Here is a 13,661-nt window from a genome sequence, read left to right on the forward strand (position 1 = left end):
ACCGGTCATGACGGGCGCAATGGCGGGAGGCTTATTTGGGCTGGGCAACGACTTCCAGCCGGGCCGCATCCACGCCGGCGACGGCTCGGGCCATGAAGTCGCTGAGCAGCTCGATCTGCTGCTCGTCGTAGGAGGAGATCAGGTCCGTCATCTTTGCGCCGAGCGGGCGGAACATCTCACGTGCCTCGGTCATGGCCTTGTCGGTCAGGGCGATGTGCACGCTGCGGCGGTCCTGCTCGCTGCGGCGGCGGGTGATGTAGCCCAACCGGTCCAGCCGGTCGAGCATGGCCGTGGTGGCGGGGGAACTGAGTTGCAATTCCCTGCTCAAGTCCCGGGGCGATGGCAGCGTGCCGGCGCGCTGGTACTTCATGATCACGGTCAGGCCGTTCATGTCGGTCCGGTGCGTGCCGTAGTGGCCGCCGGTGGATTCCACGTAGCGGTCCGAGGCCTGCCCGAAGTCCTGCAGCAGCTGCAGCAGTCGGTGGTGGTTGCTCGCTTCCATCCTTCAATCATAAACTAAGTAAACATTTCCATCATCAAACTAAAAGTTGGTACGCTGGAGCGATAGTCCGCAGTGGGCGCACGTAATTTGAACCAATTTTGAGGACAGCACCATGTCACATGTAGCGAAAGTCGATGAGCCTGCAGGGCGTTCCATCAGCGGGAAGGGCATTGCCATCCGGGCGGCAGTCTATTCCCTGCTGATCGTGCTCTGGATCGGCATCGCCGGAGTCGGTGGACCGACCTTCGGCAAGCTCTCGGAAGTCCAGACCAACGACCAGACCGCATTCCTGCCGGCCAGCGCGGAAGCCACGCAGGCTCTGGAATGGCAGAACAAGTTCCGCACGAGTGACGCGATTCCCGCGGTGGTGCTGGTGACCTCCGATGAGGGGGTTGACCAGGAACAGGCAGCAGCGCTCGCCGGGAAACTCTCCGACTTCGAATTCCTCGATGGGCAGGTAACCGGTCCATTCCTGGCCGAGGACGGCAAGGCGGCGGAATTCATCCTGCCGATCTCCTCGACGGTCAAGGCGGACGAGGGCGTGACCGCGCTGCGGGCCCTGCTGGCCGATATCCAGCCGGAGGGCATGCAGGCCTACGTCACCGGCCCCGCCGGGTTCTCCGCAGACCTGATCGAGGCCTTCGGGGGCATCGACGGGGTACTGTTGGGCGTCGCTCTGGTGGCGGTGCTGGTGATCCTGCTGTTGGTCTACCGTTCGCTGCTGCTCCCGCTGACCGTGCTGATGACGTCGATGGTGGCGCTGTGCGCCGCCATCCTGGTGGTCTACTTCATGGCCAAGGAAGGCATCATCCGGCTGGACGGCCAGGCCCAGGGCATCCTCTCGATCCTGGTGATCGGTGCGGCCACGGACTACTCGCTGCTGTTCGTCGCCCGCCACAAGGAAGCTCTGTCCTCCGGGCTGAACCGTTGGCAGGCCGTGGCCAAGGCCTGGAAACGCTCGCTGGAACCGATCATCGCCTCGGGCGGCACCGTGACAGTTGGCCTGCTGTGCCTGCTCTTCTCCGATTTGAACTCCAACAAGGCGCTGGGCCCGATCGGCGCCTCGGGCATCGTCTTCTCGATCGTCGCCGCCCTGTCCTTCTTGCCTGCGGTGCTCGGACTGCTGGGCCGCGCCGCCTACTGGCCGTTCCTGCCTAAGCCGCAGGAGGAGGATGCCCAGGCTCAGGCCAAGCCGGGGTTGTGGGCCCGCATTGCCACGTTCGTCGCCTCACATCCGCGTCCGATCTGGATGATCACTGCCGTGGTGCTGGCTATCGGCGCCGCATTCTCGCTGCAGCTCAAGGCCAGCGGCGTGCCGCAAAGCGAGCTGGTGATCGGTGGCTCCGAGGCCCGCGACGGGCAGGTGGCGCTCGGCGAGCACTTCCCGGGCGGCAGCGGGTCCCCGGCCACCGTAATCGTCGACGAGGCGGAAGCGAACACCACTTTGGACGCGGTGCTGCAGGTGCCCGGCGTGGATTCGGCCTACCTCCAGGCCGAAGACGGCGGGCCGGCCATGGCGCAGCGCGGCGCTCCGGCCTACACCGTCGAAGGGCGCAACCTCATCTCCGTCACCCTGAGCGACGCTGCAGACTCGGACGAGGCCGCGAACACCGTCACGCAGCTGCGCACCACGGTGCACGAGATCAATTCATCGACCCTGGTCGGCGGAACCACCGCAACCCAGATGGACAAGAACTCGACCGCGCAGGCGGACCTGTTCAAGATCATCCCGATCACTCTGGTTGCAATCCTGGTCATTCTGATGCTCCTGCTGCGCTCCATCCTGGCTCCGGTGCTGCTGATCCTCACCACGGTGCTCTCCTACGGGACAGCGATGGGCGTGAGCGCCCTGGTATTCAACAACGTGCTGGACTACGTGGGCGCGGACCCTTCGGTGCCGTTGTTCGGCTTCGTGTTCCTCGTGGCACTGGGTGTGGATTACAATATCTTCCTGATGACCAGGGTGCGCGAGGAGACGCTGGTGCACGGCACGCGGGACGGGATGCGCCGCGGCCTGACTGTCACCGGCGGAGTGATTACCTCCGCGGGCATTGTGCTGGCGGCGACCTTCGCCGCGCTGGGTGTTGTGCCGATCATGTTCCTGGGGCAGCTGGGCTTCATCGTGGCCTTCGGCGTGCTGCTCGACACGTTCATTGTGCGAAGCCTGCTGGTCCCGGCGCTCGTCGAGGATATCGGTCCGGCAGTGTGGTGGCCGTCGAAGCTGGCGCACGAGAAAAAGGCCGTTGGCGCCCATCGCAAATAAGCGTCTGCGAGCGGTGGACGTGGCGGAAATCTCCTGTGATCCGCCCCGTTGGCAGGCTCCTGGCCCGGTAAGTCCGGGAGCCTGCCTGTAGACTTGGAACTTGTACGCACCGAAAGCGCAATGCCAGGACGAGCTGGACTGCCGGTGCGTATTCGTCGACAGACTTGATTTCCTTTATGCGAAAACTTCCGGATTCCCGGTTTTTTGCGCGGGCGGCAGGCATTCTCCACGCCGGCCCGCACCGGACTTCCTCCTGGATCGGCGAACCCGAGCGTCGAAAACGACGCGCGAATTCAGAGAGAAAGTTCGAGCATTGACCTCTACTTTTAGCGCCCTTGGCGTGCCCGCGGCCCTGGTGGACGTGCTGTCCAAGAGCGGCATCGAAACCCCATTCCCGATCCAGGAAGCGACCCTTCCCACCACCTTGGCCGGCGGCGACGTCCTGGGCCGCGGCCAGACCGGTTCGGGCAAGACCCTTGCCTTCTCGCTGCCGCTGGTGGCTCGACTGAGCGAGCGCCCGCAGCGCCGCAAGGCCCGTTTCCCACGCGCCTTGATCATGGCGCCGACCCGCGAACTGGCGACCCAGATCGCCAAGACCGTCGACCCGCTGGCTGCCGCCAGCGGCCTGCGCACCACCGTGATCTACGGCGGCGTGGCGCAGAGCCGCCAGGAAAAGGCCATGAACGAAGGCGTTGACATTGTCATCGCCTGCCCCGGCCGCCTGGACGATCTGATCAAGCAGAAGATCGTGGACTTGTCGCAGCTGGAGATCTCCGTGCTGGACGAAGCGGACCACATGGCAGACATGGGCTTCCTCCCGGTCGTCCGCCGCATCATGGATCGCATGCCGACCGGCATTCAGCACATGTTGTTCTCCGCCACCTTGGACAACGGCGTGGACAAGGTCGTCAAGCGCTACCTGAGCAGCCCGACCATCCATTCTGTGGATGCTCCCGAGGCCGCGGTGAACACCATGGAACACCACGTTTTCGTGGTCAGCAACGACGACAAGAAGGACCTAATCCGCGTGCTGGCGCAGGGTACTTCGCGCCGCATCATGTTCATGCGCACCAAGCACCACGCAAAGAAGATGGCAGTAGTGCTGTCGAAGGCCGGCGTGCCGACCGTTGACCTGCATGGCAACCTGTCGCAGAACGCCCGCGACCGCAATCTGGCCGCCTTCTCCTCGGGCGAGGCCAAGGTCCTGGTCGCCACCGACGTGGCAGCGCGCGGCGTGCACGTCGATGGAGTGGAGCTGGTGGTTCACATCGATCCGCCAGCAGAGCACAAGGCCTACACCCACCGCTCCGGACGTACGGCCCGCGCCGGCTCCAGCGGTACCGTGGTGACCATCTGCACCCCAGACCAGCAGGGCGACGTCGCTACCCTGATGAAGCAGGCCGGGCTGAAGAAGGTTCCATTCGAGAAGGTCAACCTGAACTCGCAGGTCGTCAAGGACGTCGTGGGCGAAGTTGCTGAACTGGTGCCATACACCGGTCCGGCGAAGCAGCAGAGCGCTCCGGCCAAGCGCAAGCCTGCCGGCGAATCCGGCGGTTCGCGCGGAGGACGCGGCCAGCGCGGATCGCGCGGCGGCCGCGCATCCAGCGAGGGACAAAACCCGCAGCGCAGCGAGTCGGGGCGCCGCAATGAACGCGGCCCGAAGGCAACCGGAGAACGTCCAGCCCGCGCTGGCCGCGGAGCAGGTTCCGATCGTCCGGCCGGTGCCGGCCGTGGAGCAGGTTCCGAGCGCCCAGCGGGTGCAGGCCGAAGCACGCGCCAAGGCGGCCGCGCCGCCCAGGACGCCTCGGCCGGCGGCCGTTCACGCGGTCCGCGCCGAGCCACCAGCCCTGCCACCCGCAGCCGCTAAGCTTTCGGGATAGCCGGATTTCCGGCTGACCACAAGAAGATCCTCCGCTCCTACATCGGGCGGAGGATTTTTTTGCGCTCGTACCCACCGACCCGCCGAGAATACCGCAGACGGGACAAAAGTTTAGCCCCGGCGGATGACCAGTGGGCGAAATTCCGCATCCTAGGCTTGAAATAGCGAGAGTACCTATTTCACCTAGCCAGGAGCGACTGACGATGATCGATTCACTGCAGGACTTCGTTGCAGTTTTCCCCGAGCCGCTGCAGTGGCTGGCCGTCGCATTGGTATCGGCCATTCCCTTTGTCGAGTCCTACTTCGGATCCGCCATCGGAGTGTTGATGGGCCTGCCTCCAGCAGTCGGAATCCTGGCGGCAGTCCTCGGCAACGGCATCTCGATGTTCTTATTCGTCAACAGCGCACATGCTGTTCGTTCCAAGGTTCGACAGGGCAAGGAGAACGGCAAGCCGAAATACGAAAAAATCCACCGGGCATTCGACAAGTTCGGCATTGCCGGCGTCAGCCTGGTCGGCCAGACCATGCTTCCCTCGCAAATCACCTCGGCGGCTTTGGTTTCTTTCGGTGCATCAAAGCAGAAAGTGATTTTCTGGCAGGTCATTTCCATCATCTTGTGGGGTGTGATCTTCGGAACTCTGGCCGCGCTTGGCATGCCACTGCTGGCCAAATAACTTGTCCCCGTCCCAAGGACGGTTCACTTCAAAACCGCCAGGAGCCTGCGCACCATTGCGACGCAGGCTCCCGGCGGTTTTTTGTCGACTGCCGGTCGCGGTCTAGTCCTGCAGCTTCTTACGGCCGAAGCTGAAATAGCTCAACGGGCCGAGGGTATTCACGAAGCACAACCCGACCCACAAGCCCTTGCGCCCACGAATCTGTTCAGGGCTGCGTCGATAGATATCGATCTGCGCGGCGGCGAATAAGGCAATTTCGATCGTGCCCGCGACAACGACGGCGGTTTGCGCAAGGGGAGGGAGGTCGGAGAATTTCTTTTTGGTTCGTGCCATGGTTCCACCTTTGATCTGTAGTTTTCAGCTCGCGTCCTGGCGGGTTGGGGCAGCCTGAAAAAGTTTTTGATTGATGGGAATTATTCTGCCACCCCACCCGTTGAATAAGACAGAGCGCAAAGTTGAGTCGAGTTCACTCAAGTTAATTTGACAGTCGAAAGCGGCTGAGTAAACTTGAGTCCGAAGCGCTCAATGGGGTGAAAGCCCCAGCGTTGGAATTTTTTTCAGACAAGGCAAAGGAGAGCCATTATGTCGCGTGCCGTAGGTATTGACCTTGGAACCACCAACTCCGTCGTATCCGTGCTTGAAGGCGGTGAGCCAACCGTCATCGCTAACGCGGAAGGCAACCGCACCACCCCATCGATCGTTGCCTTCTCGAAGGGCGGCGAAGTGCTGGTCGGCGATATCGCCAAGCGCCAGGCAGTCAACAACATCGATCGCACCATCGCATCGGTCAAGCGCCACATGGGCACCGACTGGTCCATCGCCATCGATGACAAGAAGTACACCGCCCAGGAAATCTCGGCACGTACGCTGATGAAGCTGAAGAGCGACGCCGAGTCCTACCTCGGCGAGAAGGTCACCGACGCGGTGATTACCGTTCCTGCATACTTCAACGACGCCGAGCGCCAGGCCACCAAGGAGGCCGGCGAAATCGCAGGCCTGAACGTGCTGCGCATCGTCAACGAGCCAACCGCTGCCGCCTTGGCCTACGGCCTGGAGAAGGGCAACGAAGACGAGCTCATCCTGGTCTTCGACCTTGGTGGCGGTACCTTCGACGTTTCCCTGCTGGAAGTTGGCAAGGACGACGACGGCTTCTCGACTATTCAGGTCCGCTCCACCGCTGGCGACAACCGCCTGGGCGGCGACGACTGGGATCAGCGTGTTGTCGACTGGCTGCTGGCTCAGGCCAAGGCTAAGGGCGCTGACCTGTCGAAGGACAAGATTGCCCTGCAGCGCCTCAAGGAAGCTGCCGAGCAGGCCAAGAAGGAACTGTCCTCGGCCACCAGCACGAACATCTCTCTGCAGTACCTCTCGGTCACCCCTGAAGGCCCGGTCCACCTGGACGAGCACCTGTCGCGTGCAAAGTTCCAGGACCTGACCGCGGACCTGCTGGAGCGCACCAAGAAGCCTTTCAAGGATGTCATTGCCGAAGCCGGCGTCAAGGTCTCGGACATCGCCCACGTGATCCTCGTTGGCGGTTCGACCCGTATGCCAGCCGTTGCCGAACTGGTCAAGGACCTGGCCGGCAAGGAAGCCAATAAGGGCGTCAACCCGGACGAGGTTGTTGCCGTGGGCGCGGCCCTGCAGGCCGGCGTGCTGAAGGGCGAGCGCAAGGACGTTCTGCTGATCGACGTCACCCCACTGTCCCTGGGCATCGAGACCAAGGGCGGCGTGATGACCAAGCTGATCGAGCGCAACACCGCGATCCCGACCAAGCGTTCGGAGACCTTCACCACCGCTGAGGACAACCAGCCTTCGGTTTCGATCCAGGTCTTCCAGGGCGAGCGCGAGTTCACCCGCGATAACAAGGCCCTGGGCACCTTCGAGCTGACCGGCATTGCTCCGGCTCCTCGCGGCATCCCGCAGGTCGAGGTTACCTTCGACATCGATGCCAACGGCATCGTGCACGTGTCCGCCAAGGACAAGGGCACCGGAACCGAGCAGTCGATGACCATCACCGGCGGCTCCTCGCTGTCGAAGGAAGACATCGAACGCATGGTCCAGGAAGCCGAAGCCCACGCAGAAGAGGACAAGGCCCGCCGCGAGGCAGCCGAGACCCGCAACGCTGCCGAGCAGGCCGCCTACTCGGTGGACAAGCTGATCAAGGACAACGAGGACAAGCTGCCCGAGGAGGTCAAGACCGAGGTCCAGGCCGACGTCGACGCCCTGAAGGCGGCCCTGGAGAAGCAGGACAACGACGACGAGGTCAAGGCCGCGTTCGAGAAGCTGCAGGCTTCGCAGTCCAAGCTGGGCGAGGCCATCTACGCCAACACCCAGGCCGAAGGCGCAGCTGCCGGCGAGCCGGATGCACCAAACGCTGATGAAGACATCGTCGACGCCGAGGTTATCGACGAAGACGAAGCCGACAAGAAGTAGGGAGTTTAGGAATATGTCCGAGGCAAAGGACCAGAACGAAAACTCCGGCCAGGAGCCGGAGAACCAGCCAGAGGCAGCTGACCAGCAGCCAACTGCTGACGCTTTGGGTCAGGCCGAGGCGATCCTGAACGAGGCAGGCGAATCCGTGGACGCGGAGCAGGACGAGGTCAGCGAGGTCGTTACCGAGCTGCGCAACGACCTGCTGCGCCTGCAGGCCGAGTACGTCAACTACCGCAAGCGCGTGGAACGCGACCGTGCCGTAGCGCGTGAAAACGCTGTGCAGGGCATGCTGTCCGCCCTGCTGCCGGTGCTTGACGATATCGACGCGGCCCGCGCCCATGGCGATTTGACCGATGGTCCCTTCGCATCGATCGCCAACAAGCTGGACTCGATCCTGGCCCAGCATGGCCTGGAGCGCATCAACGAGGCGGGGGTCGAATTCGATCCGAACGTCCACGAAGCGCTGTTGCGTCAGGCTGTGCCGGAGGTCCCGGCCGATCATGTGGGACAGGTACTGCGTACCGGCTACCGCAAGGGAAACAACATCCTGCGCGCTGCCCAGGTACTGGTCGCCACCGGCGAATAGCAACTAGCTAGTACAACCGAAACTGCCCACTGTCGAGTATTCGCCAGTGGGCAGTTTCGAATTGTCATAGAAAGGATGAGGACCTGATGGCAAGTCAGGACTGGATAGACAAAGATTTTTACGCGATCCTCGGTGTCTCCAAGGACGCCACGGACGCGGATATCAAGAAGGCGTACCGCAAGCTGGCGCGCAAGTACCACCCTGACACCAACGCCGGTGACGCAACCGCCGAACAGAAGTTCAAGGACATCACCGAAGCCAACTCGGTCCTCTCCGACAAGGAAGAGCGCGAGCAGTACGACGCCATCCGGGCCATGGGCTCGGGAGCCCGTTTCTCGGCCGGAGGCCCGGGCGGTGCTCCGGGCGGCGGCGCGGGATTCGAGGATATCTTCTCCAACCTCTTCGGAGGCGGTGGCGGGGCGCGACAGCGCGGCGGGCAACCGGACTTCTCCGACCTGTTCGGGGGTGCCGGAGGCTTTGGCGGCTTCGGCGGCCAGAGCGCCCCGCCGCGCAAGGGCGCAGACCGCACCGCGACCACCTCGATTTCCTTTGCCGGCTCGATCAATGGCACGAAGATCGGGTTGCGCGAGCCGAGCGGCGAGGTCATCGACGTGCGCATCCCGGCGGGTATCAAGGACGGCCAGTCCGTGCGCGTGCGCGGACGCGGCCAGGCTGGAGCCGCGGGCAATGGGGACCTGATCGTCAAGGTTAAGGTCGCCGAACACCCGTTCTTCAAGCGCGAGGACAACAACATCCGCGTGCATGTCCCGGTGACCTTCGACGAGGCCGCACTGGGAGCCAAGATCCACGTCCCGACCCTGGACGGGGAGCAGGTCGTAGTGAAGGTTCCGGCGGGTTCGAACTCGGGCCGCACGCTGCGCCTGAAGGGCCGCGGTGTAAAGACCTCCAAGGCCACCGGCGACCTGCTGATCGTGCTCGACGTGGTCATTCCACAGAATCTCTCGGACGCCGCCAAGAAGGCGGTCGAGGATTTCGCCGCTGCGACGCAGGACGAAGATCCGCGGACGGGCTTGGCTTCGAAGGCCAAGCTCTAGGATCGGCCACGCCGATCACCCATCGCCGGTGCAGGAGGGATCACCACCCTCCGGCACCGGCGATGGACTCAAGATACAGCTAAGGCAGAAAGGTGGTTGAAAAACCGTGAACGGTGAGTACCTGCGACCTGTCTTCGTCATTTCGGTTGCCGCACAGCTTGCCGACATGCATCCGCAGACCCTGCGCCAGTATGACCGCATCGGTCTGGTCTCGCCCAGCCGGCAGTCGGGCAAGCAACGCCGCTATTCCCAGCACGACGTGTCGCTGCTGCGCCAGGTCCAGGCGCTGAGCAAGAACGGCGTATCGCTGGAAGGCATCAAGCGGATCCTTGAGTTGGAAGACCAGGTAGCAAGCTTGAAGGGCCAAGTGAACCAGCTGCGCGCCGAACTGGACTACGTGCGCCAAGGCCAATCGCGCATCTTCGCCGCTGGCACCGTCGCAGGCGACGTGGTGTCGCTGGCCCGCGGCATGCGCCCGTCGCGGCCCGAACCCACGGTGACGCTGTTCCCGGTGCGCCGCGCCATCGGCAGGTAGAATTCCACGCCTGCACGCGAAAGTTGCGTTGACGCGGATACCCGTTTCAACGACACGCCTTACTTGCAGTGCAAGTTCAGATTATTTTATGCTCGTCATAATCGTTCAGCCCGCACGGATGAAACATCCGGAGTGGGCTGGATTTCTTTTGTCAGCTTTTGGCGCCGGCCATGGTGAAGCCCTTTAGCAGGACAAGCGACTGGTGGGTTTCTTTGGATGGAATCTGGGCAGGATTGTAGTTAGATTCGGCCATGGCGGCGTAGCCGGGCCTCCAGCTGTGTGCGCACCGCCGGCCACTCGTGGGGCAGGATCGAGAAGACCACGGTGTCGCGCAGGGTGCCGGTCACCGGATCGTACTTGTGGTTGCGCAGCACGCCGTCCTGCCTGGCGCCCAGCCTCGCAATGGCCGCGCGCGAGGCCTCATTGTGCCAATGCGTGCAGAAGGCCACCGAGTAGCAGCCGAGTTCTTCGAAGGCCCTGCGCAGCAGCAGGAATTTCGCCGCCGGGTTGATGCCGGTGCCCTGCGCCGCAACGGCCAGGAACGTTGATCCGATCTCCACCCGGCGATTCGCGGCATCGATGTTCAGGTAGGTGGTGGCGCCGACGGCTTTGTCGGTGGAGGTATCGATGATGGCGAAGGGAGCCATGGTTCCGGCCGCCTGGGAGGCCAGCCGCTGGGCGATATTGGCATTCATTTGTTGAGCCGATGGGGTCGTGGCGAACCATGCCTCGTCCAAACGCCCTGCGGCCACTGCCTCGGCCAAGTCCGGCGCGTGCGACGGCGCGAGCTGCTCCAGCCTGACTCCCGCGTACTCCATGGTGGGTGCGAGGGCGAACTCGGCGGCGGGGATTAATGACGAATGGCTCATGACCACCAGTTTAGGTTGGTCATGAGCCATTGCCGGACTTTGTTTCCGGTCGTGTACTAGCCGACGCGGGTGTAGGCCAAATCGAAGATCAAGCGTCCTGCCTTCAGCGCCTTGCCTTCGAAACTGGTCAGGATGCGGCGTTCGAAGCGAGGAGCCCAACCGCCGAGCTCGTCGGTGAAGTCGGGTTCCTTCTCGAAGCCTTCCATGCCCTCGCGGCGGACCTTGGTGAGGTTGCTGTCCTCGCCGGCCAGGTTGCCGGGGAACTGGTTCTCGAAGTCCGGATGGGCGCTGAGCACGTCGCGCATCTGCTCGGCGTAGTTGGACCAGTCGGTGGCCAGGCGCAGGGTTCCACCGGGCTTGAGCACCCGCGACACCTTGTCCAGGAATGAGGCCTTGATCAGGCGGCGCTTGTGGTGGCGCGGCTTGTGCCAGGGGTCGGAGAAGAAGATCCAGATTTCGTCGGCGCTGTTCTCTTCGAGCATCACATCCAGCACCTCGGGGGCGTTGGCCTGGACGGCGCGGACGTTCTCGATGCCGAAGGACTCGACCTTGAGCATCAACTGGGCCAGTCCCGGGCGATAGACCTCTACCGCGAGGTAGTTGCGCTCGGGATCATCCTTGGCGGCATTGGCGATGCATTCGCCCAGTCCGGTGCCGATCTCCACGATCAACGGGGCCACGCGGCCGAATGCCTGGTCCGGGTCGAGGGTGAAGTCGTCGGCGACAGAAGTATCGGCGATCTTGCGGGGAGGCTCGATGACGTACTGCTCGGCGTTGCGCTCCCAGGCGCTGGCACGGCGGCCCTGCAACCGGTTGCCGCGACGGACAAATGAGACCGGCTCGGCCCGGAAAAGTGCTGGGTCTTTGGGAGTCGTGGCCGAGGCCTGACGCTGTTCTTCGCTCGAATCGCTCATGATCATTAATCCTAGCCGAGCTGTACGCCTCGAATCTTCCTCGGCTGATAGGGGATTTGCCACGATGTCAGGGGAAAATCCGGGCTGTCACCCATAGCGCCCCGGGGCGGGGATGGGGAAGACTGGACCCATGACTGATCTACTGCGGGGAATCCTGAATATTATCTGGCTGCTCTTCGGCGGCCTGTGGCTGGCCCTGGGATATGTCCTGGCCGGCATCATCTGCTGCCTGCTGATCGTGACAATTCCGTTTGGCATTGCTTCATTCCGCATCGCCGGCTACGCGCTGTGGCCCTTCGGCCGTACCGTGGTTGACCGCGGGGCCGTTGGCGCTTTTTCCACCCTCGGCAATGTCATCTGGTTGGTCTTCGCCGGTATCTGGATCGCCATCGGCCATGTGATCACGGCTATTCCGATGTTCGTATCGATCATCGGCATCCCGCTGGGCATCGCGAACCTGAAGATGATTCCGGTATCCCTGATGCCGCTGGGCAAGGTTGTTGTGCCATCGGACTACTACATCGGGAGCATGCGCCGCTAGACCCAATGCCGGTAAGTTAAGGTCCCAGCGCCCCAGTCAAGCCCGACCCGCCCACCTCGGCGCCCTGACCGAACACATCAGCCCAGACCTTCTGGACTCGGCCCTTCAAGCCACCGGAACCACCCAACGCCGCGTCAGGCTCCTGCCAGCGCGCACGATGATCTACTTCATCCGGGCCCTGATCCTCTACCCGCACGCCAGTTACACCGACGTCGGCTGAGAAACCTCCACGGTCAAGGACACCGAGTTCGTGGAGCAGTGCCTGAAAATGGCACTCTGGCGCCGAAAACACACGAATAGGCCGGTGGGCAAGGGGCTTCTGCACCATAGCGATGCGGGATCGCAGTACACCTCGATCCGATACACAGACACCCTGGAAATCGAAGGGCTCATTCCTTCGACCGGCAGCGTCGGCGACGCGTACGATCATGCCGCCGCCGAAACCGTGATGGGCTTGTTCAAGAATGAAGCGGTGGCCAAGGATTCACCGTTCCGCAACGGAGCATTGAAGACCGAATCCGACGTCGTTGATGTCGTTTTTGAATGGGTCCACTGGTACAACAATGATCGCTTGCATTCCTCTTTGGATCACCAGACTCCGGAGGAATTTGAGCAGACATACTATGATGAAATTTCCGGCTCGTTGCCCGACGCTGCCGCCCACAAGACGGCGACATGATTTCCGGGACAGTTCAGGCATGCTGATGGAGGAAAAAGATGGAACTGATCAAGTGATCGTGACTCCAACAGATCCACGAGAATTGCTGAAGAGCTGGGAAGCCGCAAAGTTGCCGTCGGTGACTCCAATACAGGTGCGCGCACTCCTTGAAGACAACTATAAGGCCTACGGAATTCCCGTTCGGTTGATGGAACCTGATGGATTCGAATTCGATGAGGAAGTGCGGGAAGATCTGATTGATGCGTTGTTTACCATCACCAATCCCGCGGTTCTCCTGGAACTAAGAAATGGGCGGCCGGTCGCTGTCGATGAAGATTCCGTTGAAGACGCCGAGTTCTACTGGCAAGAGCTTTTCGAGGGCGACATGCTGGAACTCCCATATAGGGTTCTTTCTGCCCAGCATGCCTTGGGACAACGAGTCTCGGTGTTGCTTGAGCGCGAAGGAAGATTCATCACCGGCTTCAAGGTCTATGGGGTGGCAGGAGACAAGCTCAATCGGTACCTCACCGCGGTCATTGGCTTTCCGTCGCGCCGTGAGCAAGATCCGGAGGATGGGCCCTTCATGCGTGCGGGAGACCTGACAGACCCTGTGTTTGTGGACTACCTCGAAGCAACAGCTGAATGCGGGCTCATTTAGGCAACGCATAGGTGCTGCATTGAGTTGGATTGAATGGTCTGGGGCTATTCACAGAGTTAGCCAACGCCCCCGGCGAGAATGAGTGAGTGGCCTA

The 13,661-nt window shown here is 62.4% G+C and carries 15 protein-coding genes; 11 read left to right on the forward strand and 4 right to left on the reverse strand.

What is annotated here, in order from left to right:
* Positions 1–31 precede the first annotated feature (31 nt).
* Positions 32–502 (reverse strand): MarR family winged helix-turn-helix transcriptional regulator, encoded by a 471-nt coding sequence (locus IEY43_RS11345; RefSeq protein WP_188948714.1) that lies wholly within the window; start codon positions 500–502, stop codon positions 32–34.
* Positions 503–614: 112 nt separating this feature from the next.
* On the opposite strand from IEY43_RS11345, the gene IEY43_RS11350 reads away from it, so the two are divergent.
* From IEY43_RS11350 to IEY43_RS11360, 3 genes are all read left to right on the forward strand, one after another.
* Complete coding sequence (locus IEY43_RS11350; protein ID WP_188948715.1) at positions 615–2,765, forward strand: MMPL family transporter; 2,151 nt, start codon at positions 615–617, stop codon at positions 2,763–2,765.
* Positions 2,766–3,078: 313 nt separating this feature from the next.
* A complete protein-coding gene (locus tag IEY43_RS11355) occupies positions 3,079–4,632 on the forward strand; it encodes a DEAD/DEAH box helicase (protein ID WP_188948716.1) in 1,554 nt (517 codons plus the stop codon).
* A 143-nt stretch (positions 4,633–4,775) separates the two neighbouring features.
* On the forward strand, positions 4,776–5,318 hold the full coding sequence (locus IEY43_RS11360) for a hypothetical protein (RefSeq protein WP_308425058.1): 543 nt from the start codon (positions 4,776–4,778) through the stop codon (positions 5,316–5,318).
* A gap of 102 nt (positions 5,319–5,420) precedes the next feature.
* On the opposite strand, the gene IEY43_RS11365 is transcribed toward IEY43_RS11360, so the two are convergent.
* Positions 5,421–5,651, reverse strand: coding sequence for a PLDc N-terminal domain-containing protein (locus IEY43_RS11365; RefSeq protein ID WP_188948717.1), 231 nt, complete (start codon positions 5,649–5,651; stop codon positions 5,421–5,423).
* 249 nt (positions 5,652–5,900) lie between these two features.
* Here IEY43_RS11365 and dnaK point away from each other — a divergent pair, with 249 nt between their 5' ends.
* The 4 genes from dnaK to IEY43_RS11385 all read left to right on the forward strand — a co-directional run bounded on the left by dnaK (position 5,901) and on the right by IEY43_RS11385 (position 9,927).
* Positions 5,901–7,751 carry a molecular chaperone DnaK gene (dnaK, locus tag IEY43_RS11370; protein WP_188948718.1) on the forward strand — a complete coding sequence of 617 codons (1,851 nt, stop codon included), beginning with the start codon at positions 5,901–5,903 and terminating at the stop codon, positions 7,749–7,751.
* Positions 7,752–7,764: 13 nt separating this feature from the next.
* Positions 7,765–8,337 (forward strand): nucleotide exchange factor GrpE, encoded by a 573-nt coding sequence (locus IEY43_RS11375; RefSeq protein WP_188948719.1) that lies wholly within the window; start codon positions 7,765–7,767, stop codon positions 8,335–8,337.
* An 86-nt stretch (positions 8,338–8,423) separates the two neighbouring features.
* The gene (locus IEY43_RS11380) at positions 8,424–9,392 is read left to right on the forward strand and encodes a DnaJ C-terminal domain-containing protein (protein WP_188948720.1); all 969 of its coding nucleotides are present in this window, start codon (positions 8,424–8,426) and stop codon (positions 9,390–9,392) included.
* A gap of 106 nt (positions 9,393–9,498) precedes the next feature.
* Positions 9,499–9,927, forward strand: coding sequence for a heat shock protein transcriptional repressor HspR (locus tag IEY43_RS11385; RefSeq protein ID WP_188948721.1), 429 nt, complete (start codon positions 9,499–9,501; stop codon positions 9,925–9,927).
* Between the two features lie 239 nt (positions 9,928–10,166).
* On the opposite strand, the gene IEY43_RS11390 is transcribed toward IEY43_RS11385, so the two are convergent.
* Both IEY43_RS11390 and trmB read right to left on the reverse strand, forming a co-directional pair.
* Positions 10,167–10,796 (reverse strand): GNAT family N-acetyltransferase, encoded by a 630-nt coding sequence (locus IEY43_RS11390; protein ID WP_229777371.1) that lies wholly within the window; start codon positions 10,794–10,796, stop codon positions 10,167–10,169.
* A gap of 56 nt (positions 10,797–10,852) precedes the next feature.
* Positions 10,853–11,710, reverse strand: a complete 858-nt coding sequence (trmB, locus tag IEY43_RS11395) for a tRNA (guanosine(46)-N7)-methyltransferase TrmB (RefSeq protein ID WP_188948722.1) — start codon at positions 11,708–11,710, stop codon at positions 10,853–10,855.
* Between the two features lie 130 nt (positions 11,711–11,840).
* On the opposite strand from trmB, the gene IEY43_RS11400 reads away from it, so the two are divergent.
* The 4 genes from IEY43_RS11400 to IEY43_RS11415 are packed head-to-tail and all read left to right on the forward strand — an operon-like array spanning position 11,841 to position 13,567.
* Positions 11,841–12,251, forward strand: a complete 411-nt coding sequence (locus tag IEY43_RS11400) for a YccF domain-containing protein (protein WP_374189863.1) — start codon at positions 11,841–11,843, stop codon at positions 12,249–12,251.
* Positions 12,211–12,471 carry a transposase domain-containing protein gene (locus IEY43_RS18510; RefSeq protein WP_188948723.1) on the forward strand — a complete coding sequence of 87 codons (261 nt, stop codon included), beginning with the start codon at positions 12,211–12,213 and terminating at the stop codon, positions 12,469–12,471. The genes IEY43_RS11400 and IEY43_RS18510 overlap by 41 nt, the downstream gene beginning before the upstream one ends.
* 30 nt (positions 12,472–12,501) lie before the next feature.
* Entirely contained in the window at positions 12,502–12,930 is a 429-nt protein-coding gene (locus IEY43_RS18355) for an integrase core domain-containing protein (protein WP_188948724.1), read from the forward strand.
* Positions 12,931–12,949: 19 nt separating this feature from the next.
* Positions 12,950–13,567, forward strand: coding sequence for a hypothetical protein (locus IEY43_RS11415; protein ID WP_188948725.1), 618 nt, complete (start codon positions 12,950–12,952; stop codon positions 13,565–13,567).
* Positions 13,568–13,661 lie beyond the last annotated feature (94 nt).

It is taken from the genome of Glutamicibacter protophormiae, assembly GCF_014647495.1.
Lineage (GTDB): Bacteria > Actinomycetota > Actinomycetes > Actinomycetales > Micrococcaceae > Glutamicibacter > Glutamicibacter protophormiae.